This is a genomic window from Marinovum sp. 2_MG-2023 (assembly GCF_030548265.1).
Classification (GTDB): Bacteria; Pseudomonadota; Alphaproteobacteria; order Rhodobacterales; family Rhodobacteraceae; genus Marinovum.
This window is the reverse complement of the sequence record NZ_JAUOSD010000011.1, coordinates 88,486-109,039: the sequence shown is the minus strand read 5'-3', so window position 1 is coordinate 109,039 and position 20,554 is coordinate 88,486. Positions and strand designations below refer to the sequence as shown.

Sequence of the window (20,554 nt, the reverse complement as noted above, 5' to 3'; positions counted from 1 at the left end):
GAATGCAACCATTCACGGGAAGGGCAGAACCCGCCTTGAACGAAAATAGGGACTTGCGCGGCGGGGGGCAAGGGCCGGCGTGAAATTAACCGCGGGCGGGCCTTGGTGCCGGGTCGGGAAGGGGGCCAGCCCCCTCGGGCTTTGCCCGACCCCCGGGATATTTTTGAACAGAAGAAGGTCTTGGGTCTAATTTGCCGGGGCGTTTGTGGTGAAGCCATAGGTATCCAGCTCTTGCGGCAGCAACACGTAGATTTCATCAGGCGGGGTGGCGAGGGCGTGGCGCATGACCAGCGGGTCGATGCCCATGTCGGACAGATATTGCATGACGTCGGCCTGGCCGCGTTGGATGTCTTCGACCGCGACAAAGGCCGGCAGCAGGCTGCTTTCGCCGAAGTAATGTTGGTGGACGCCGACGGATGCATCTGGGTGGATGTCGCGGGTTGCGCCGCCGGCCAGAAGATATGGACAGGCGGAATAACAGAATTCGCCAGCCAGCATTTCGGTGGCGATGCCACTGTCATGCAGATGTCGGCCCAGCGCCAGCGCCTCTTGCACGGCACCGCCCGGCGATTGCAGGATCAGCCGTTCCGGGCGCGGGTCCGCTGCGGCGAGCTGGGTGATAATGCGCTCTGCATCCCCTTCGGCGATGGCGCCTTCCAGCCGCTGGGTGGTGTCGGTGACAGGGCTGAGCACCAGCCGTTTCGGCAGATCGCCGGGATCGCGGATCGGGGAAACCGCCGGGCGGTCGCGGCGCGGATCAAAGACGCGGCGTTGATCGCCGGGGCGGATCGGTTCGCTGAGCCGCGGCGTGTTGGTCCATATTTTTGGCAACCGCAGACCGCCACGCTGGACATCGCCAAGCACCAGCAGCGCGCCCAGGGCGAGCTGAAAGACCAGCACAGCGGTCAAGATGCGGCGGATTTTGCCGCCGCCGGTCATGGGGTTTTGCCGGGCAGGGGATGGATCTTTGCGGCGTCGGTGGGGGGTGGTGATGGGTCCGTTTCAGCCGGTGGGTTGGATTGCGGGGCGGATGTGTCAGGCGCGGGGTTGGAATGTTGCGGCGTGGTCTGCATTGCGTTTTCCACATCGCGCACTGCCGCCAGCGCGGCGCGCAGCTCTGCCAGGGTCAGCGTGTCTTCGACGGCGGCGCCTTCGCGGCCGGAACGAATGGCGGAATGTGTGATCGCCAGAATGAACACCAGCACAGCCGGCAGAAGGTCGATGGCAATTGCCCCCGCCCAGGAGGGCACAAAATTCCCGGCATAAAGGATCACGGCGTCAGCGGCGGAAATCGGTGCATAGCTGACCTCAGGCGGCGGGGCGAGGGCCAGCACCTGACGTGCCGCGCCTTCCAGCGTTGCGGCGCGTTGGGCCAGGACATCCAGAACGGATGTGATGGTCGCAGCTTGATCGCCGCGGTTTTCCGCTGTCGCCCCGTCGAGTTCCGGCAGCACAACCGAGGCCGCCAGATCCTGCGCCGCGCGTTCCACCAGCGAGGCGACGGACAGCTGGCGGAGTTGCGTGATAAGCCCCTGCAATTGCACGGCCAGTTCTGAAAACTCGACCGAGCGGGGCTCTACCGCGCCGGATTCGACCGTGAGCGCGCGCATGCGGCTGAGCAGGGCGTTGCCTTGGGTGAAGGCGGCATCGACCCTGGGGGTTTGGGCGGCGATCTGGGTTTCCAGTGCGACCAGTTCCGATGATTTCTGTCGCAGGACCCGGAACACCGCGCCGCGCCCGGCCAAGCCGGATAGATTGCCGGTGGCCTCTTGCTCTGAAAGATCTTCGAATCCCTGTCTGGTGCGGGCGACATCGCGTTCCAGGGCCTGACCGCTGAGCGCAACCTCATGTGCCCGTTCGAGCGAGGTTTGATAGCGTTGTACGGTTTCGGCCAGATGTTGTTCCACCGCCGCCGACCCGGCCAGGGCCGCCGCGTTCAGCCAGCTGGACATGGCCACGATCGCCAGCGACCCAAGCCCCATCGCCGCCAACAGGCCGATGCGTGCCTGTGCCGTGCGCACCGCCGGAAACAGCCGCATCATATAGGACCAGAACACGAAAATCCCGACCGAGACCGCCACCGAGTAGGCGATGGCGGCAAAGACCGACATGGCGCCGTTTTCATCCAACAGCGAGGACACCCCTAGATAGGTGTAGATCCCTGATGCCACCGCCAACACGCCAAGCGCGGTGCCGGAAAATGTGTCTAGCCAGGTAATATGGCCCTGTAATTCACGCGCATAGCGCACGCCACGCGCCTGCGCGTCTGACATTCTGGTATCTGTGTCCATCGGGCCCTCAACGGTTCATGGGTTCAAGATATGGCCAAAGCGGCGATTGGCAATGTCTGATCGGGGGCTGGGCGGGGGATTGCATGTGTTCGCGATATGTTCCATGTTTGACCCATGTCCGACCTGACCAACATATCTGCGATTGATGCGATGCAACCCGGCCAGTTGCTGGCGCGCGGGGTCTGTCGCCATATGGCGGCGCTGGGCTTTGTCACGATTGAGGAATTTACCGTCACGCGCGGGCTGCGGGTGGATGTTCTTGCGCTTGGGCCCAAAGGCGAAATCTGGGTGGTGGAATGTAAATCGTCACGCAACGATTTTACGTCGGATCAGAAATGGCAGGGCTATCTGGAATGGGGCGACCGGTATTTTTGGGCGGTGGATGAGGCGTTTCCAACCGATCTTTTGCCCGAAGGCACGGGATTGATCATTGCCGATGCCTATGACGCCGAGGTGCTGCGCATGGGCAAAGAAACCCGGCTGGCCCCGGCACGGCGCAAGAAAATGGTGCATATGTTCGCAACGCAGGCCGCGCGGCGGCTTCAGGCGCTGCGCGATCCGCGCATTTGACGACGCGGTTTTGGGGTCACACCGAAGCTTGTGACCGGCTTATTTGCCCATCTGCTCTGCGGCCATTGCGGCGGCGAGCATTTCTTCGGCGATTTCACGTGCTTCGTCGGGATCGAAATCCATCGGAACCTCGGTATTGCCTGCGCTGATGAACAGACGCACCATGCCGCTATCGGTGGGACCGATCTGAAGATTGGCCTCGATGTCGCGTTCGGTATTGATGCTCATGGTTTTTTTCCTCTGGCCGGGCCCGTATCGGGCGCCCTCGTATCAGGCCCCTGGGGCCGCAATGGGCTACAGCAGCGCGCATGGAAAGGCAAGTGATGACAGACATTGGGTTCCGCGGGCTGGAGGTGGGCGACGCCGGGTGGCTGGTGATGCAACATGGGCTGTTATACGCCCGCGACGAAGGATTTGATTCGACGTTTGAGGCTTTGGTCGCTGAAATCCTCGCTGATTTTATCCGCAATCATGACCCCACCTGTGAACGGGCCTTTATTGCCCATCGGGGGGCAGAGCGGCTGGGCAGTATTTTCTGCGTGCGCCAGGATGACGTCACCGCCAAACTGCGGATGTTTCTTTTGCTGCCAGAGGTGCGGGGGCAGGGGGTTGGCAAAAGGATGTTGGCGGAATGTTTGGCCTATGCCCGCAGCTGCGGATATCGCCGGATGGAGCTGTGGACACACAAGAGCCACCGGGCGGCCTGTGCGCTTTATGCTGCGACCGGATGGACCCTGATGGAGCGCCGGCCGGTGGTCAATTTCGGGGTGGCATTGGAAGAGATGCGCTGGGTTGTGAATTTGTAGCCTTTTTGGGTAATTTTTCCGTGGCAAACGTCTTGCAATCGCCGCGCACCGGGGGTATTCCGCCCGTCAGTGCCGCCTTAGCTCAGTTGGTTAGAGCGCTTGATTGTGGATCAAGAGGTCCCTGGTTCGAGACCAGGAGGTGGTACCATTTCCCTTTAGTGTAAATGATGATGTATCGCCGGTACGCGTGTCGCGGTCGGTGTGTTTTGTTCGTCGAATGTTGCCTATTTGGACACAATTTTGGATAATTTGTCTTATTGTCCCCAGTTAACCATTTGTTAACTAATAGTTAACAACCTGAACGCGATACATTTTCTGCATTGCAACCGGGGGATATTTCATGAATTTGCGCCTTTCGGCGTTCATTGTCGCTGTGCCTGTGGCTTTGCTAGGGGCGGTCGGTATTTGGTCGGAACCGGCCAACCACTGGATGGCGCATGGGCCGATTCAATCTGGCCATGCCGAGGTGTCCTGCCGCGGATGTCATGTGGAAAGCCCCGGCACCACACGCCAGCAAATTCAGGCCAAACTGGCCTATGTGATGGGGCGTCGTGAGGAACCCGCCGATTTCGGCAGATCCGAGGTAACAAGCGATCAATGCCTGGACTGCCACCAGCGCCCGAATGAACGTCACCCGATTTACCGTTTTCGCGAACCGCGTTTCATCGAGGCGCTACAGCAGGTCGAGGCCGACAGCTGCCTTGGGTGCCACACCGAACATGCGGCTGCGCGCGTGTCGAGTGACACCAGAATTTGCAGCGCCTGCCACAGCGATTTGAAATTGGCGAACGACCCGGTGAACGTCCCGCACATCACCCTGATCAAAAATGAAAAATGGGGCACTTGCCTGGGGTGTCATGATTTTCATGGCAACCATTCCTATGAACCGCCGACCCATGTCCGCGATTTGATCCCGGAACCTGAAATCCGGGCGTTTTTTGGCCAGGGCCCCAGCCCTTATGGCCCGTTCAAGATGTTCGAGGGGAAAACCCAATGAGCCTGAAATCCATTATTGCCGTGGGCCTGTTTGGCTGTTTGGCGATCTATTTGTTTGTCACCGCGCCGCCGCCTTTGCCAAGCCAAGCGGCGCAGGGGCTCGATTCGCGGCCTCTGCCGGCGCGGCATTTGTTTGACGCGGCCAATGCAATCAATGATGCGGCGCGGTCGATCTATACCGCGCGCGTTGTGGGCGGCGGGGTGAAGGCCGGGTTGAAGTTCGGCGAAGACTGGGCCGAGCCGGGGGTGGAAAAGGGGCCATTGCCGGCCTTGTTCCTGCGGCTTGCCGCCGCCCGGATGGAGGCCAAGCCACCGCGGTTGGGGCTCTATCTGGGGTCTGATGCGCCGATCAATGCGTCAAACCTGTTCAATGGTTCCCAGGCAGAGGCCTTTCAACAGGTGCGCGCCACCAAAGGCCCGGTGTTTTCCAGCACCGAACGTGGCGATCTGGTTGGCATGTATCCCGATTTTGCCTCGGCTGAACCCTGTGTGACCTGTCACAATGATCACCCCGACAGCCCGCGCCATGATTGGGTTCTGAATGAAATCATGGGGGCCACCACCTGGACCTATCCGCGCGACACCCTGGCCGCTGATGAATATCTGGATGCGACAGAGGCGTTTTATTTCGCGGTTGCAGAGGCTTATCAGGGCTATCTCGACAAGGCGGCGGGGTTTGCCATTCCGGTTCCGATCGGGGCGGAATGGCCGGATGAAGGCGCGCGGGTTCTTCCGGATTTGGCGACCTTCATGGCCGAGGTGCGGGCCAAGGCCGGCGGCACGGTGCTGAGCGCGCTGATCGTGACGGATGCGGAGGTGGGACAATGATTGTCGTTTTGACCCGGCTGCGTCAGCGCCCTTATGCCATGCTGGGGCTGTTCGGATTGGCGCTGATCACCACGGTTTTCACCGCCGGGGTGGCGCTGCGCCCGGCGTTTGATCTGACCCTGTCCTGGCAGATCGTGACCGGGGCGCTTTTGGTCACCGGCATGGCCTATCAATGGATGTTGCTGGTGGCGCGCCAGACCGGCAAGGCGGCAGAGGTGCGGCGGCATTATGCGGCCCATCGCTGGGTCGGGGTTGGCATGACCCTGTTGTTTGCGGTCCATGCGGTGCGGTTTGGCCATGCCTGGACCTCGGTTCTGGCAATGTGTTTCATTGCGGTCGCGGCCACTGGCCTGTTGAACCGCGAAGTGATCCCCTATCGCAGCAAGCTGCTGTATAATGTCTGGCTGTGGCTGCACATCGCGCTGTCTTCGGCATTGATCCCGTTGACTGCCTTGCACATCTGGATTGCGCTTACGTATCAGTGATCGCTGGGCGCGGTGATGGCGACGTCCTGGGTCATGCGCCCGGTGATCCGGTCGAAAATCAGGATGCGGTTGTCCTGTGTGACCACCGCGACCCAACCGGTGCCAAAGGTGACGGCCTGGGCCGTGACACCGGCGGGCAGGGTCAAATCTTCGGGCAGTTGCGGGCCGGTGTCGCGGAAGCGGATGACAAGCAGTGTGATGATCAGTATGACCCCAGCGATCATCACGCCCGTCAACACCGTCACCAACACGCGCAAGAAGCGCAGCGAGGGCGGTTCGGGCATATCCGCCTGCGTATCAGAAGGGTCATCCATGCCGGAACTCCGTTTCACCATTGGCGCCAATCCGCCCGCCCGTCTTGATAAAGCTTTGGCGCGTGATGTGCCAGAGGAGGCCGCATTGTCGCGCACCCGTCTGGGGCGTCTGTTGGAAAGCGGCGCGGTGATGGTTTCAGGTGCGGTCGAGGTCAATCCAAAGGCCAAAGTGGGCGAGGGCGCCGAGGTGGTCATCACCGTGGAGGCGGCCGAAGAAAGCCACATCCTGCCGGAAGATATCCCGCTCGACGTGTTGTTCGAAGACGAACATTTGATTGTGGTCAACAAACCCGTCGGCATGGTGGTGCATCCCGCGCCCGGCACGCCGTCGGGCACATTGGTCAATGCGTTGCTGCATCATTGCGGCGATACGCTGTCTGGGGTGGGGGGGATGAAACGCCCCGGCATCGTGCACCGGATTGATAAGGATACATCCGGCGTGCTGGTGGTGGCGAAATCCGATGCCGCGCACCATGGGCTTGCCGCGCAATTTGAAAAACACACCGCCGAACGCGCCTATCAGGCGATTGTCTATGGTCATCCGGATGCGGCGGATCCGCGGTTGCGTGGCCTGCGCGGCATCAGCTTTGAGCCGGGAAATGTGATGAAGATCACAACTCAACTTGCCCGCCATCGCACGGACCGCCAGAAACAGGCGGTGTTTTTTGAGGGCGGTCGCCATGCGGTGACCCGCGCGCGGGTGGTCGACACCTTTGGCACGCCGCCAGTGGTGACGTTGATGGAATGTCGTCTGGAAACCGGTCGCACCCATCAGATCCGGGTGCATATGGCCCATGCCGGCCATGGTTTGATCGGCGATGCAACCTATGGCGGGAAACGCAAATTGCCGAAAACCGCGCTGAGCGACGTGGCACAGGCCGCGCTGGCGGCATTTCCACGTCAGGCGCTGCATGCGCAGAAACTGGGGTTCGCGCATCCGGTCAGCGGCGAGTGGCACGCGTTTGAAGCGCCGCTGCCCGATGACATGGCTGACCTTCTTTCGACGCTTCGGGCGATTTGAAACATTTAATGTGCGTTTTTGCGTAGTATTCCGGTGTGTCGCCGGGTCTGATGTGCGTCTATGCTATTTTCAGACGATATCTGTAGCAAAAGTAACAGGGTTTGTCGCATCTCGCACATGGGCGTGAGGCAGCGACATGGCGCTGGAAAACTGAACAGATCAGTACAATAATTAACGCAATCGGGTTTATGTGCCCTTGAAGCACAGATTTCCCACACCATATTGAATGTTAACGGTCTAAACATCGGAGGGACGACCATGGCTAATTACGCAAATCTCCCGGCCCCGACGCCGGAAGGCGGAATGTCACGCTACCTGCAAGAAATTCGTAAATTTCCGCTGCTGGAGCCTGAAGAAGAATACATGCTGGCAAAACGCTGGGTTGAGAAACAGGATACCGAAGCGGCGCACAAGATGGTCACAAGCCACCTGCGTCTCGCGGCCAAAATCGCGATGGGCTATCGCGGCTATGGTCTGCCCCAGGCCGAGGTGATTTCCGAAGCCAATGTTGGCCTGATGCAGGCGGTCAAGAAATTTGACCCGGAAAAAGGTTTCCGCCTCGCAACTTATGCGATGTGGTGGATTCGCGCCTCGATCCAGGAATATGTCCTGCGGTCGTGGTCGATGGTCAAACTTGGCACAACCTCGGCGCAAAAGAAGTTGTTCTTTAACCTGCGCAAGGCAAAAGCCCGTATTGGCGCGCTGGAGGAAGGCGATCTTCGCCCCGAAAACGTCAAACGGATTGCCACCGATCTCGGTGTGACCGAGGACGAAGTGATCAGCATGAACCGCCGCATGTCGGGGGGGGATGCCTCGCTGAATGCGACTGTCGGCTCCGAAGGTGAGGGGACGATGCAATGGCAGGATTGGCTGGAAGATGAAGACGCCGATCAGGCTGGCGATTACGAGGCCCGCGACGAGCTGGAAACTCGCCGTGCCATGCTGGCCGAAGCGATGGATGTGCTGAATGACCGGGAAAAGGACATTCTGACCCAGCGCCGCCTGTCGGACGAAACCGTGACACTCGAAGATCTGTCCGGGCAATATGACGTCAGCCGCGAACGCATTCGCCAGATCGAAGTGCGGGCGTTCGAGAAGCTGCAAAAACGGATGCGTGACCTGGCCAAGCAACAGGGCATGCTGGAATCCGCGTAAATCAACGCGACAAGTTCGTGACCAGAGGCCGGGGTGAAAATCCCGGCCTTTTTCGTGTTGTCGGCCAGATGTCTTCGCGCCATGTTACCCCAAACATTTTAGGGGAAGAATATGATGGCGGACCATGTGCGTTGGGGAGTTCTGGGGGCGGCAAATTTTGCCCGCCGGCATATGGCACCGGCCATTCATCTGGCGGGGCGGGGCACGCTTGCGGCGCTTGCGACCTCCAGCGCGGACAAGGCCGCCGGATTTCAGCGATTGAACCCCGACCTTCACCTGTTTGACGATTATGATGCGCTTTTGGCCAGTGACACCATTGATGCGGTCTATGTGCCGCTGCCCAATCACCTGCATGTCGAATGGGCGGAAAAGGCGCTGCGCGCGGGCAAACATGTGTTGGTGGAAAAACCGCTGGCGATGAAGGCCGAAGAATTCGACAGTGTGATTGCGCTGCGCGATGAGACCGGTCTGGTCGCAGCCGAGGCCTATATGGTGGTGCATCACCCGCGCTGGCAGAAGGTGCGCGAGCTGGTGCAGGGTGGCGAGATTGGCGAAATCATGCTGTGGGATACGGTGTTTTCCTATGACAATCGGGCCGACACCGGCAATATCCGCAACCGGGCGGATACCGGCGGCGGCGCAATTCCCGATATCGGCGTCTATACCTATGGCACCGCGCGGTTTGTCACCGGCGAAGAACCGCAAGAGATCCTCAGCACCGCGATCACCTGGGAAAACGGCGTTGATGTCTGGTCACATATCACCGCGCAATTCCCGTCGTTCCATTTTTCCGGTGTCAATTCCATGCGCATGGTGCCGCGGCAAAACGTGACCATTCAGGGCGACAAGGGGATGATCTCGGTGCAAGCGCCGTTCAACGCCGGGGTGTTTGATCAGGCCGAGGTCACATTGGACCGCCCCGGAATGGAGCGGGTGACCTGGCGTTGGCCCGGCGTGAATCACTATGTGCATCAGGTCGAAAATTTCAACGCATCGGTGCTGGATGGGGCGGATTATCCCTGTCCGCTGGAATTTTCGCGCGGCACCCAAGCCATGATTGACATGGTTTTTGCCAAGGCCGGCCCCGCAACATAGGCGCATCCGCCCTTGCGGGGGGGGGCTGGCAGTAAATCGTAATTTGAGGGCTTGTCTGAGGTCGCTGTCCCGCGACCTCAAATGCATATGGCGTTTAAACCGCGCGGATTTTTGTCGCGGGTGTATCGCCGCTGTTGGCATCAATGAAGTCCAGCACCAGTGGCCGGATATTGTTGCGCCAGGATTTGCCGGCAAAGATGCCGTAGTGGCCGGCGTCCGGTTCCAGGTGGCTGGCCTTTTTCGAATCCGGCAGGCCGGTGCACAGGTCGAGCGCCGCAATACATTGGCCGGGGGCCGAAATATCGTCTTTTGCACCTTCGACGGTTTTGACGGCGACGGTGGTGATTTTGCCGATATCGACATGTTTGCCGTCGATCGAAAAGACGTTCTTGGCGATATCCCGGTTTTTGAAGATGCGTTCGACGGTCGACAGATAGAATTCCGCCGGCATGTCCATCACCGCCAGATATTCGTCATAGAATCGGTTGTGGGCATCATGATCGGATGCTTCGCCGCGCGCGACGCGGGCAATCTGGTCGCTGAATGCCTTGGAGTGCCGTTCGCTGTTCATCGACATGAACGACTGCAACTGCAACAGGCCGGGATAAACCTTGCGCCCGACACCGGGGTATTTGAATCCGACGCGCTGGATCATGGATTGTTCCAGCTGGCCCATGGTGACACGATGGCCGAAATCGGTCACATCGGTTGGCGTCGCATCCGGGTCAATCGGCCCACCAATCAGGGTCAGCGACCGCGGCTGGGCCTCGGGGTCTTCGCCTGCAAGATAGGCAGTGGCCGCCAAAGTCAGCGGCGCGGGCTGGCAGACAGCGATAACATGTGTGTCTGGGCCCATATGTCGCATAAAGTCAGCGAGGTAGAGGGTGTAGTCCTCGACATCGAACTTGCCTTCGGAAACCGGAATATCGCGTGCATTGTGCCAGTCGGTCACATAGACTTCGCAATCAGGGAGCAAGGACAGAACTGTCGAGCGGAGGAGCGTGGCATAGTGTCCAGACATCGGGGCAACCAACAAAACCTTGCGGGACGCTGGCGCACGGCCGGCGATCTCAAAGTGAATAAGGTCGCCAAACGCACGGCTGACTTCGGTGCGGACGTTGACCAGATGGTCGCGGCCGTCCGAACAGGTGATCGAATGAATGCCCCAATCGGGCTTGGCGACCATACGTTCAAACGTGCGTTCCGTAACCGACCCCCAAGCCGCAAGCCAGTTCATGGCCGGGTTTGGCCACATGGATACCGCCGGGTACGAGGCCATGGCTTCGGCCGTCGCACCAAGCCATTGGTTCGTGTTTCGAACGGTTTCCATCCAGTCGTAAGTGAGCATATAGCGCATGTGCGTGGCTCCGGAGCTGAGGGGGCACTGTCGTGCCCTGTTGTTCGCCGCTTTGGCCCCTCCTCCAAAACGACTAATTCTGCACACGCACGATAATGAGGATTCGTTAAGATGACAATCAAAGAGACCGAGCAGAGTAATAATATTGCGCATCTCGACGAAAATATAGCCAAAATTGAGGGGTTAACCGAACGTCTGGCGCGTGCGCTGACCAAGCGTCAGCCGACAAATCCCGGCATTGCCGGCCCGGACAAGGAATTATTCGCGCGTGCAGCATCGGCCTATTGGCAGGAGTGGATGCAAAATCCCGCCAAGATTCTGGAGCATCAGGTGGCCTATTGGGGCAAATCGCTGAAGCATATTGTCGATGCGCAGCATGTGCTGGCGCAGGGCAAGCTGGCCGCGCCAGAAGATCCGACGCCGGAAGATCGCCGGTTCAGCAATCCGGTCTGGAAGACCAACCCCTATTTCAACTTCATCAAACAACAATATCAGATCAACTCCGAGGCGTTGAAACAGGCGATCGAGGACATCGAGGATATCGACGAAACCGAAAAACGTCGGTTGCGCTATTTCTCGCAACAGATCGTCGACATGATGGCGCCGACAAATTTCTTTGCCACCAACCCCGATGCGCTGATGAAGGCGATCGAAACCGAAGGGGAATCGGTGGTTAAAGGGTTGGAAAACCTGGTGGCCGATCTGGAGGCAAATGACGGCGAATTGGTCGTGCGTCTTGCCGATGACACCGCGTTTCAGGTCGGCGGCAATATCGCAACCTCACCCGGCAAGGTGGTTTTCCGCAACCGCATGATGGAGCTGATCCAATATTCGCCCAGCACGGAAAAGGTGCATAACATCCCCGTGGTGCTGTTCCCGCCCTGGATCAACAAATTCTATATTCTCGATCTGAAAGAGAAAAACAGTCTGATCAAATGGGTTGTGGATCAGGGCTATACCTTGTTTGTGGTCAGCTGGGTGAACCCGGACCGGTCCTATGCCGATGTCGGGATGGAAGATTACGTGCAGGACGGCTATCTTCAGGCCATCGACACCGTCAAATCCATCTGTGGCACCAAACAGGTCAACGCCATCGGCTATTGCATTGCCGGCACGACATTGCATCTGACGCTGGCCTTGCTGAAGAAACGCGGCGACACGTCGATCAAATCCGCCACATTCTTTACCTCGTTGACAGATTTTTCGGAGCAGGGGGAGTTCACCCCGTTTCTACAGGATGATTTCGTCGACGGGATCGAGGCCGAGGTGAACCAGAATGGCATTCTGCGCTCCTTTATCATGGGGCGGACGATGTCGTTCTTGCGGTCGAACGATCTGGTCTATCAGCCCGCAATCCGAAATTACATGATGGGTGAAACCCCACCGGCCTTTGATCTGCTGTATTGGAATGGCGATGGGTCCGGTCTGCCGGGGCGGATGACCGTGCAATATCTGCGCGGCCTGTGTCAGCGCAACGAATTGATCGAAGGCACGTTCGAACTTCTGGGCGAAACCCTGTCGATCAAGGATGTGTCGGTGCCGATCTGTTCAATCGCGACAGAGACCGATCACATCGCCCCCTGGAAAGATTGTTATCGGGGATTTGGCAAGACCAGCAGCCGGTCGAAAACCTTTATCGTCGGCCAGTCCGGCCATATCGCGGGGATCGTCAATCCACCGTCGAAAAAGAAATATGGCCATTACACCAATGACGACGTGAAACTGTCGGCTGATGACTGGATGGCGGGTGCGGAATTTCATGAAGGTTCCTGGTGGCCGCGGTGGGAGGCCTGGTTGAAACCGCGCTCGGGCAAGCTTGTGCCTGCACGTGAACCGGGTGATTCTAACCATCCGGCACTGGCGGATGCGCCGGGGGACTATGTAAAGGTCAAGGCAACCATCTGATATCTAACGGTATCCGAGGTTATGCTGCGGTGCAGCAAAAAACAGTTGAAATGCTGCGACGCAGCGGCTATATGTTTTGCAGACGCAGCAAGCGGGGTGGGCCCGCTCTGCGCGGAAACAAAGGATTGAGAATATGGCCGCTGCAAAAGCACAAGACGTTACCGCACTGCTGAAAGACATGATGGGCGCGTTCCCGGTCGACACTTCCGCTCTGGAAGATGCGTTCAAAACCCAAGCAACTTTGAACGAAAAGCTGTCGGGTGTTGCGCTGGACGCCGCATCGAAGTCGACCGAAATTTCGTCGAAATGGACCAAAGACACCCTGGCGAAATTGGCTGACCTGTCGTCCGCCAAATCCGAGCCTGCCGATTACGCCAAAGCAATGACCGATTTCGCTTCGGCTCAAGCTGAAGTTGCTTCGGAAAATCTGGCTGCTTTCGCTGAAATCGCGAAAAAGGTTCAAATGGACACAGTTGAGCTGATGATGGCTGCTGGCAAAGACTTCTCGGAAGAAGCAACTGCCGCTGTCAAAAAAGCGACTTCCGACGCGACAGCCGCTGCCAAAAAAGCGACAACAGCTGCTAAGTAAGCTTTTGTGATGTTTATCACACCTCCTCCTCCTCCCTGAGGTGTGAGACATCGAACGAGGCGGGTCCATTGGGCCCGCCTTTTTCTTTTTGCCATCTTAAATGCGCCAATTACTGGGCGCTTTTGGTGGTTTTGGTTTGATGATTGCGCCAAAGAGAACGTTGATTTCGCCGAAATCGACTTTTTCGCACTTGCGGCGACAGGGCGCTTTTCTTTTGTGCTGCACTCGCATAGGCTTTTCTGCAGCGCTGAAACTTTCGAGAGGAAAGCCCAAGTGGCGGACACACCCAAGCCTCTGTTGATCAAACGATACGCCAGCCGCAGGCTCTATAACACAGAGACCAGCGATTATGTCACGCTGGAGGATATTTCCGGTTTCATTCGCGATGGCCGCGATGTGCAAATTGTTGATTTGAAATCCGGCGATGATCTGACGCGGCAATATCTGCTTCAGATCGTGGCAGACCACGAAAGCCGCGGTGAAAACGTGTTGCCGCTGGGGGTCCTGACCGATCTGGTGCGCAGCTATACCACCCAGGCCCAAAGCGTCGTGCCACAGTTCCTGACCGCCAGTTTCGATATGTTGCGCGAAGGCCAAAACCGGATGCTGGAAATGAGCCCGGTTGCCAAGATGCCCGGCTTTGAGGCGATGAAGGCCCAGCAAGAGGCTTTCGTCAAGGCGATGACCGGCGGGATATCGACAAATTGGTCCGGGCCCGAAGCCGAGCGCAGCGAAAGCACCGCGCCCAAGGCAGAGGCCGAGGATCTGGAGACGATCAAGAAACAACTGGCAGCGTTGCAAGACAAGCTGTCGAAGCTGGACAAATGACCGGTTGATAACGCGCGGTCCCGGGAAATTTCCCGGATCTGCCCCGTAGAATGACAAAAGCCCCGCAGTTTTGCGGGGCTTTTGCGTTTCAATGTGGTCCCGGATCAGGTGCCATAGGCGCGCCGGGCCCCCATCACCTGATCTGCCGCCGTGATCAGCGCATCGGCCACGAAATCGCATTCCGCCCGGGTCAATCGGGCAGGCAGGCGCACATCACAGGCCCGCATCAACATCGCCCGTGTGCTGGGCAGATCGGCGGGCAGGTCGGGGATGAACTTCCAGTTCCAGAAGGCGCGGGCATTGTCAGCGGACAGGCCAAAGATCTGAACCTTGACCCCCATCGCCGCGGCCGCATCGGCAAAGGCGCGCCGTTCGCCTTCATCCATACCATCAAGATTGAATTGAATGGAATCCGGTGCGCGGTCTTCCGGTTTCAGACAGTCCGGCACCTGCATCCAGGGGCTGGTGTTCAGCCGTGCGGCGACATGGTCGTGATTGGCGCGACCGTCATTTACCCGGCGCTCCAAATGGCCCAACTGCGGCCGGATCACCGCCGCCGACAGGTTCGACATGCGCAGGTTATAAAGCGGCAGCGTGTTCTGAATGGCCGGGAACACATCCTTCAACACCGAATGTTTGTTCCAGTTATGCTCATAGGCGCCGGACATGATGATCGCACTGGCGACAAGTTCCGCATCATTGGTGATCATGATCCCGCCTTCGCCGGCATTGATCATCTTGTAGGATTGAAAGCTGAAACAGCCGATTTTGCCAAGCGTCCCGATCTTTTGGCCATTCCAGGTGGTGCCCAGCGAATGCGCCGCATCTTCGATCACGGGGATCGACCGGGCGTTACACAGCGCCATGATTGCGTCCATATCCGATGTATGGCCACGCATGTGGCTGATGATCACCGCCTGCACATCGTCCAGCTTGGCGGCGAAATCGGACATATCAATCCGGTAATTGTCACCAACTTCGCAAAGAACCGGGCGGCATTCCGCATGAACCACCGCCGAAGGCACCGCCGCAAAGGTAAACGCCGGGATCAACACCTTGGAATCGCGCGGCAGGCCCAGCGCCTTGAGCGACAAAAACAGCGCCGCCGAACAGGAAGAAACCGCCAGCGCATATTTCACGCCCATCATCTCGGCGAATTCCGCCTCCAGCAAAGAGACAGGCGCATTCTCTGGCGCAGTGTAGCGAAACAGATCCCCGGATTGCAGCAAACGATCTATTTCGGCGCGGGCCGCTTCCGGGATCGGCTCTGCGTCATGCACATTGGGCGCCTGTACCACACTGGTCATTTTCGTTTTCCTTAATCCAAGTTTTCGAATTAGTAAAACAATCCGCTGGACCGCAAAAGTGAAATTTCTGCGACGGGGGCAAATCGGCGGTGAAATGTTGCGTCAGATACCCAGCCGGTCGCGCAGCGCAAACCACGACATGGCCAGTGCCAGCAAGGGCGTGCGCACCGCCCCCGCACCGGGAAACCGTGGGGCGGGCAGGGCGGCCATGGTGGCGAACCCGTCCTGTTCGCCCATGATCGCGCGGGCCATCAACCATCCGGCGTGGGTGGCCGTGCCAACCCCATGGCCGGAATAACCCGAAGCCGAAAGAACACCCGGCGCCACCTCGGCCAGAAAGGGCAGGCGCTTCATGGTGATGGCCAATGTCCCGCCCCAGGCATAGTCGATCCTGACGTCCTTCAAATGTGGAAAGACCGTTGCCATCGGTTTGCGCACCTTGGCGGCGATATCTTTGGGAAAGCGATAGCCATAACTCTCGCCGCCGCCAAACAGCAACCGCTTGTCATGGGACAGACGAAAGTAGTTGACCACAAACCGGCTGTCGGCCACGGCGATGTCTTCGCTCAGGACATCCGCAGCCGCCGCGCCCAAGGGTTCGGTGGCCACAATGAAATTGTTGATCGGCATCACCCGCGCCGACACCTTGCGATCCAGTGACCCAAGGTATCCGTTGCCTGCCAGAATGACATGTGGCGCACGGACCCGTCCCTGGCCGGTCTGCACCAATCCCGGTGCAACATGATGCACCAGCGCGCCCTCATGAATGACTGCGCCGGCATCCCGCGCCGCCCGTGCCAGCCCAACAGCAAACCGCAACGGATGCAGATGCGCCGCATCCCGGTCAATCATCCCGCCCTGATAATCGGGCGAGGGGCACAGCCTGCGAAATGCATCGCGATCCAATGCTTCGGCATGACGATAGCCATAGCGATCCGACAGGACATCCACATAGGAATGCAGCTCCGCCACCTCTGCCGCACTTGACCCGGACCAGGCCACCCCCGGCGTCAGACAACAGTCAATCTCATGCTCGGACACCAGCCGTTTGACCAATGCCTTGGCATCTTCGCCCAATTGCCAATATGCGGCGGCCGGCCCGTGACCCACCAGCTTTTCCAGACCCTGCTGGTCCACCCTCTGGCCCGATCCCAATTGCCCGCCATTGCGCCCCGAGGCGCCAAAACCCACCCGATGCGCCTCCAGAACCACAACCCGCCGCCCCGCGCGCGCCAGCTCCAGCGCCGCCGACAGGCCGGTATAGCCCGCGCCGACAATACAAACATCGGCATCGACCGTGCCGCGCAGGGGCGCAAATCGGGGCAAAAACTCCGTGGTCGCCGCATACCAGCTGTTTGGGTATTCCCCCTGGGCGTCATTGGAAAACAACAGGTTCATCGGCCCATCTTTCGGTTTCTTCTTGGTCAAAATATCCCGGGGGAGGCCCTGCTTGCAGGGACGGGGGCAGCGCCCCCATCACGCCCCCGGTATCGCGCCTGATCACACGTTCAACAACAGATGCTCACGTTCCCAGGGCGAAATCACCTGCAGGAATTCTTCATATTCCGCGCGTTTCACAATGCCATACACCCGGGCAAAATCCGGGCCCAGCACCTCATGCAATTCGCTGGCCTCTTCAAACAGATCCAAGGCACTGCCAAGCACCTGCGGAATGTCGCCATCGCCGTCATAAGCATCGCCGCGAAACTGCTTTCCGGGGCGTTCTTCCTGGACCAACCCAAGATAGCCACACGCCAAAGAGGCGGCGATCCCCAGATAGGGATTGCAATCCATGCCAGCCAGACGGTTTTCCACCCGGCGTGCCTTGGGCTCGGAAATCGGAATGCGAATGCCGGTGGTGCGGTTGTCGCGCGCCCATTCCAGATTGATCGGCGCAGCGTGATCTTTGACATAGCGACGATAGGAATTCACATAAGGCGCGATCACCGCAATCGCTGCGGGCATATGTTTCTGCAACCCGCCGATGAAGTGATAGAACGCTTCGGTTTCGCCACCTTGCGGACCCACGAAAATATTTTGCCCGCTTTCGAGATCCAGAATGGAATGGTGGATATGCATGGCGCTGCCGGGTTCTTCGGCGATCGGTTTCGCCATGAACGTGGCAAAGCAATCATGGCGCAGCGCCGCTTCGCGGATCAGCCGTTTGAAGTAAAACACCTCATCCGCCAGTTTGACCGGATCGCCATGGCGCAGGTTGATCTCCAACTGGCCGGCACCGCCTTCCTGGGTGATGCCGTCGATCTCAAACCCCTGCGCTTCGGCGAAATCATAAATATCGTCGATCACCGGGCCAAATTCATCGACCGCCGTCATCGAATAGGCCTGCCGCGCCGCAGCCGGGCGGCCAGAGCGCCCCATCATCGGTTCGATATTCTTGGCGGGATCAATATTGCGGGCGACGAGGAAAAATTCCATTTCCGGCGCAACAACCGGTTTCCAGCCCTTCTTGTGATACATCTCGACCACGCGTTTCAACACGTTGCGCGGCGCACAGGGCACCGGCTGGTCCTCGCGGTCAAAGGCATCATGGATCACCTGCAAGGTCCAGTCCCCGGTCCATGGCGCGGCGCTGGCCGTCGACATGTCGGGTTTCAGGATCATGTCACGTTCGATGAACCCTTCGGCGCCTGCCGCCTCCCCCCAATCGCCGGTGATCGTTTGGAAAAAGATCGAATCCGGCAAAAAGAAATGCGATTGCCGGGCAAATTTCGAAGCGGGCACCGCCTTGCCGCGGGCAATGCCGGGCAGGTCGGAAATGATGCATTCCACCTCGTCCAGACGACGGCCTTCCAGATAGGCGCGGGCCGCTTCGGGGATCTGTTCCATCCAATCGCTCATGTCAGGCTCCTGTCCGCGAAATGTCTCTGTGGCGGAAAAACCGCCCGATCTGCTCTGCCAAACGGGCATTGTCCACCGGCTGGCCAAGGGTTTCGCGCGCCGCCTCCAGCCGATCCTGCGCCACGACCTTGCCGCGGGTCCGCATCAGCCCGTCAATGAAATCCGCGCCATATTCCGGGTGCGCCTGAAGCGAAAACATGCGGTCGCCATAGACCAGCGCCGCGTTTTCACAGAAATCATTGCGCCCCACGACCCGCGCCGCGTCGGGCGCCGTTACCACCTGATCCTGATGCCAGGCATGAAGCCGCAGCGTCTCGCCCAGGAAATCATATTCCGTGCGCCCCAGCGCCCAGCCGCCGTCAAACTTTTCGACCCGCCCGCCAAGCGCCTGTGCCATGATCTGATGACCAAAGCAGATGCCAACCACCGGGATCGCCGCGTCATAGGCCGCGCGGATCAGATCCTCGAGCCGGGCAATCCACGGCAGATCCTCATATGCACCATGTTTCGACCCGGTGATGAGCCAGCCATCGGCGTCATTCACATGATCGGGAAACACCCCATCCACGACATCGTAATTCACGAATTCAAAGTTCTGCCCCGCCAGAAGCTCGGCGAACATGTCGGAATACGTCTTAAACTCTGGCAGCGCCTCGGGCTTGTGCCCGGTGGTGAGGATGCCAATTTTCATAAGTCACCTGTTTGCTTGTCGTCGTGTTTCGATTTCAAACCGTGTCGAGATAGATTTCCACCCGCTCGGCCTCGGTCAATTCTTCCATATAATGTGCCTCCTGCCGTTTGGTCAGAAGGAAGTTGCGGATCAATTCCGCCGGAAAGATCCGTTTGATGTGCTCGCTGGCCTCGAATGCATCCAGCGCGCCGGTCCATGTCATCGGAATCCGGGGCAGATCAATCGCATAGGCGTTGCCGGTGATCGGCTCTGACGGTTCCAACCCGTCTTCAATGCCGTTCATCGCCGCGCCCAACACGGCCGCCAGCATCAGATAGGGGTTCACGTCGCCACCCGAAACCCGATGTTCGATCCGCCGCGCGCGGTGATCCCCCGACGGCACCCGCACCGCCGCCGTGCGGTTTTCATAGGCCCAGCAAATCCCGGTCGGCGCATGCGCCCCGGGCACCATCCGGTCATAGGAATTGGCATGTGGCGCAAACACCAGCGCCGACCCCGCCATCGCGTCAAGACAGCCGCCAATCGCATGGCGCAACACATCGGTGCCTTTGTCGCCGCCATCATCGAAAATATTGGTGCCCTCGGCATCGAGCACCGAAAAATGCATATGCATGCCAGAGCCGGCATAATCGTCATAGGGCTTGGCCATGAAGGACGCGGCAAAGCCATGCCGCCGGGCCAATCCTTTGACCAGCATCTTGAACAGCCAGGCATCATCGGCGGCGCGCAGCGCGTCGTCACAATGCATCAGGTTGATTTCGAACTGCCCCAGACCTGCCTCGGAAATGGCGGTATCGGCGGGAATGTCCATCTCTTCACAGGCGTCATAGAGATCGGTAAAAAATTGATCAAAACTGTCCAGCGCCCGGATCGACATGGTCTCGGCCGCCTTGCGCCGCTTGCCCGATCTTTCGGCCGCCGGCACCTGCAACGACCGCCCGGAATCGTCGATCAGATAGAATTCCATTTCCACCGCGACCACCGGCGTCAGCCCACGGGATTTGAACCGGTCCAGCACAGCGCGCAGCGCATGGCGGGGATCGCCGTCATAGGGCCGGCCATCTTCGCGAAACATCCAGATTGGCAACAGGGCGGTAGGGGCCTCCAGCCAGGGCATGGGCAGGAAACCACGTTCGGTCGGCAGCAATACGCCATCACGATCGCCGCTTTCGAACACCAGCGGGCTGTCGTCGATATCTTCGCCCCAGATATCAAGGTTCAGCACCGAAACCGGAAAACGGGTGCCATTTTCGACCACCTTGTCCGCATAACGTGTCGGCACGCGCTTGCCGCGTGGTTGACCGTTCAGATCCGCGGCAGCCACACGAATTGTGCGCACCTGCGGGTTCTTGCGCAGCCAGGATTTCATCGCATTGACAGACATGTCAGCCACCCGAAAATAATTTGATCAAATTATGGATAGCGACAGAGCCCCCCGCTTGGCAAGCGGGAAAGAT

21 protein-coding genes and 1 tRNA gene are annotated in these 20,554 nt (G+C 59.0%); 12 read left to right on the top strand and 10 right to left on the bottom strand.

The window, feature by feature from the left end; translation table 11 throughout:
* Positions 1-186: 186 nt before the first annotated feature.
* Together Q4577_RS13865 and Q4577_RS13860 are read right to left on the bottom strand one after the other, a co-directional pair.
* A complete protein-coding gene (locus Q4577_RS13865; RefSeq protein WP_303467900.1) occupies positions 187-939 on the bottom strand; it encodes a hypothetical protein in 753 nt (250 codons plus the stop codon).
* The gene (locus tag Q4577_RS13860) at positions 936-2,291 is read right to left on the bottom strand and encodes a hypothetical protein (RefSeq protein WP_303467898.1); all 1,356 of its coding nucleotides are present in this window, start codon (positions 2,289-2,291) and stop codon (positions 936-938) included. Before Q4577_RS13860 ends, Q4577_RS13865 begins: the two co-directional genes overlap by 4 nt.
* Positions 2,292-2,405: 114 nt before the next feature.
* Here Q4577_RS13860 and Q4577_RS13855 point away from each other — a divergent pair, with 114 nt between their 5' ends.
* Positions 2,406-2,861, top strand: coding sequence for an MmcB family DNA repair protein (locus tag Q4577_RS13855; RefSeq protein WP_303467896.1), 456 nt, complete (start codon positions 2,406-2,408; stop codon positions 2,859-2,861).
* A gap of 39 nt (positions 2,862-2,900) precedes the next feature.
* Here Q4577_RS13855 and Q4577_RS13850 read toward each other — a convergent pair whose 3' ends face one another.
* The gene (locus tag Q4577_RS13850) at positions 2,901-3,089 is read right to left on the bottom strand and encodes a DUF6324 family protein (RefSeq protein ID WP_244690225.1); all 189 of its coding nucleotides are present in this window, start codon (positions 3,087-3,089) and stop codon (positions 2,901-2,903) included.
* A gap of 95 nt (positions 3,090-3,184) precedes the next feature.
* Between Q4577_RS13850 and Q4577_RS13845 the strand changes: the two genes are divergently transcribed.
* The 5 genes from Q4577_RS13845 to Q4577_RS13825 all read left to right on the top strand — a co-directional run bounded on the left by Q4577_RS13845 (position 3,185) and on the right by Q4577_RS13825 (position 5,976).
* The gene (locus Q4577_RS13845) at positions 3,185-3,667 is read left to right on the top strand and encodes a GNAT family N-acetyltransferase (RefSeq protein WP_303467894.1); all 483 of its coding nucleotides are present in this window, start codon (positions 3,185-3,187) and stop codon (positions 3,665-3,667) included.
* A 71-nt stretch (positions 3,668-3,738) separates the two neighbouring features.
* A tRNA-His gene (locus Q4577_RS13840) sits at positions 3,739-3,815 on the top strand.
* Between the two features lie 192 nt (positions 3,816-4,007).
* Positions 4,008-4,664 carry a hypothetical protein gene (locus Q4577_RS13835; RefSeq protein WP_303467893.1) on the top strand — a complete coding sequence of 219 codons (657 nt, stop codon included), beginning with the start codon at positions 4,008-4,010 and terminating at the stop codon, positions 4,662-4,664.
* Positions 4,661-5,491, top strand: a complete 831-nt coding sequence (locus Q4577_RS13830) for a DUF3365 domain-containing protein (RefSeq protein ID WP_303467892.1) — start codon at positions 4,661-4,663, stop codon at positions 5,489-5,491. The genes Q4577_RS13835 and Q4577_RS13830 overlap by 4 nt, the downstream gene beginning before the upstream one ends.
* On the top strand, positions 5,488-5,976 hold the full coding sequence (locus Q4577_RS13825; RefSeq protein ID WP_244690216.1) for a hypothetical protein: 489 nt from the start codon (positions 5,488-5,490) through the stop codon (positions 5,974-5,976). Before Q4577_RS13830 ends, Q4577_RS13825 begins: the two co-directional genes overlap by 4 nt.
* Here Q4577_RS13825 and Q4577_RS13820 read toward each other — a convergent pair.
* The gene (locus tag Q4577_RS13820) at positions 5,970-6,290 is read right to left on the bottom strand and encodes a DUF6476 family protein (RefSeq protein WP_244690213.1); all 321 of its coding nucleotides are present in this window, start codon (positions 6,288-6,290) and stop codon (positions 5,970-5,972) included. The genes Q4577_RS13825 and Q4577_RS13820 overlap by 7 nt on opposite strands.
* Here Q4577_RS13820 and Q4577_RS13815 point away from each other — a divergent pair.
* The 3 genes from Q4577_RS13815 to Q4577_RS13805 all read left to right on the top strand — a co-directional run bounded on the left by Q4577_RS13815 (position 6,289) and on the right by Q4577_RS13805 (position 9,561).
* On the top strand, positions 6,289-7,311 hold the full coding sequence (locus Q4577_RS13815; protein ID WP_303467891.1) for an RluA family pseudouridine synthase: 1,023 nt from the start codon (positions 6,289-6,291) through the stop codon (positions 7,309-7,311). The genes Q4577_RS13820 and Q4577_RS13815 overlap by 2 nt on opposite strands.
* 258 nt (positions 7,312-7,569) lie before the next feature.
* On the top strand, positions 7,570-8,466 hold the full coding sequence (gene rpoH, locus Q4577_RS13810; protein WP_303467889.1) for an RNA polymerase sigma factor RpoH: 897 nt from the start codon (positions 7,570-7,572) through the stop codon (positions 8,464-8,466).
* Positions 8,467-8,580: 114 nt separating this feature from the next.
* Positions 8,581-9,561 carry a Gfo/Idh/MocA family protein gene (locus Q4577_RS13805; RefSeq protein ID WP_303467967.1) on the top strand — a complete coding sequence of 327 codons (981 nt, stop codon included), beginning with the start codon at positions 8,581-8,583 and terminating at the stop codon, positions 9,559-9,561.
* A gap of 94 nt (positions 9,562-9,655) precedes the next feature.
* Here Q4577_RS13805 and phaZ read toward each other — a convergent pair whose 3' ends face one another.
* A complete protein-coding gene (phaZ, locus tag Q4577_RS13800) occupies positions 9,656-10,918 on the bottom strand; it encodes a polyhydroxyalkanoate depolymerase (protein WP_244690209.1) in 1,263 nt (420 codons plus the stop codon).
* Positions 10,919-11,029: 111 nt separating this feature from the next.
* Here phaZ and phaC point away from each other — a divergent pair, with 111 nt between their 5' ends.
* From phaC to phaR, 3 genes are all read left to right on the top strand, one after another.
* A complete protein-coding gene (gene phaC / locus Q4577_RS13795; protein ID WP_303467888.1) occupies positions 11,030-12,823 on the top strand; it encodes an alpha/beta hydrolase in 1,794 nt (597 codons plus the stop codon).
* 133 nt (positions 12,824-12,956) lie between these two features.
* Positions 12,957-13,412 (top strand): phasin family protein, encoded by a 456-nt coding sequence (locus Q4577_RS13790; protein WP_244690205.1) that lies wholly within the window; start codon positions 12,957-12,959, stop codon positions 13,410-13,412.
* A 273-nt stretch (positions 13,413-13,685) separates the two neighbouring features.
* Positions 13,686-14,240 (top strand): polyhydroxyalkanoate synthesis repressor PhaR, encoded by a 555-nt coding sequence (phaR, locus tag Q4577_RS13785; protein ID WP_303467887.1) that lies wholly within the window; start codon positions 13,686-13,688, stop codon positions 14,238-14,240.
* 104 nt (positions 14,241-14,344) lie between these two features.
* On the opposite strand, the gene Q4577_RS13780 is transcribed toward phaR, so the two are convergent.
* From Q4577_RS13780 to Q4577_RS13760, 5 genes are all read right to left on the bottom strand, one after another.
* Positions 14,345-15,538, bottom strand: coding sequence for a DegT/DnrJ/EryC1/StrS aminotransferase family protein (locus Q4577_RS13780; RefSeq protein ID WP_303467965.1), 1,194 nt, complete (start codon positions 15,536-15,538; stop codon positions 14,345-14,347).
* A gap of 111 nt (positions 15,539-15,649) precedes the next feature.
* Positions 15,650-16,945 (bottom strand): FAD-binding oxidoreductase, encoded by a 1,296-nt coding sequence (locus Q4577_RS13775; RefSeq protein ID WP_303467964.1) that lies wholly within the window; start codon positions 16,943-16,945, stop codon positions 15,650-15,652.
* Positions 16,946-17,047: 102 nt separating this feature from the next.
* A complete protein-coding gene (locus Q4577_RS13770; protein ID WP_244690201.1) occupies positions 17,048-18,406 on the bottom strand; it encodes a glutamine synthetase family protein in 1,359 nt (452 codons plus the stop codon).
* Position 18,407: 1 nt separating this feature from the next.
* The gene (locus Q4577_RS13765) at positions 18,408-19,097 is read right to left on the bottom strand and encodes a type 1 glutamine amidotransferase (protein WP_303467886.1); all 690 of its coding nucleotides are present in this window, start codon (positions 19,095-19,097) and stop codon (positions 18,408-18,410) included.
* Between the two features lie 34 nt (positions 19,098-19,131).
* Positions 19,132-20,466, bottom strand: coding sequence for a glutamine synthetase family protein (locus Q4577_RS13760; protein ID WP_244690419.1), 1,335 nt, complete (start codon positions 20,464-20,466; stop codon positions 19,132-19,134).
* Positions 20,467-20,554 lie beyond the last annotated feature (88 nt).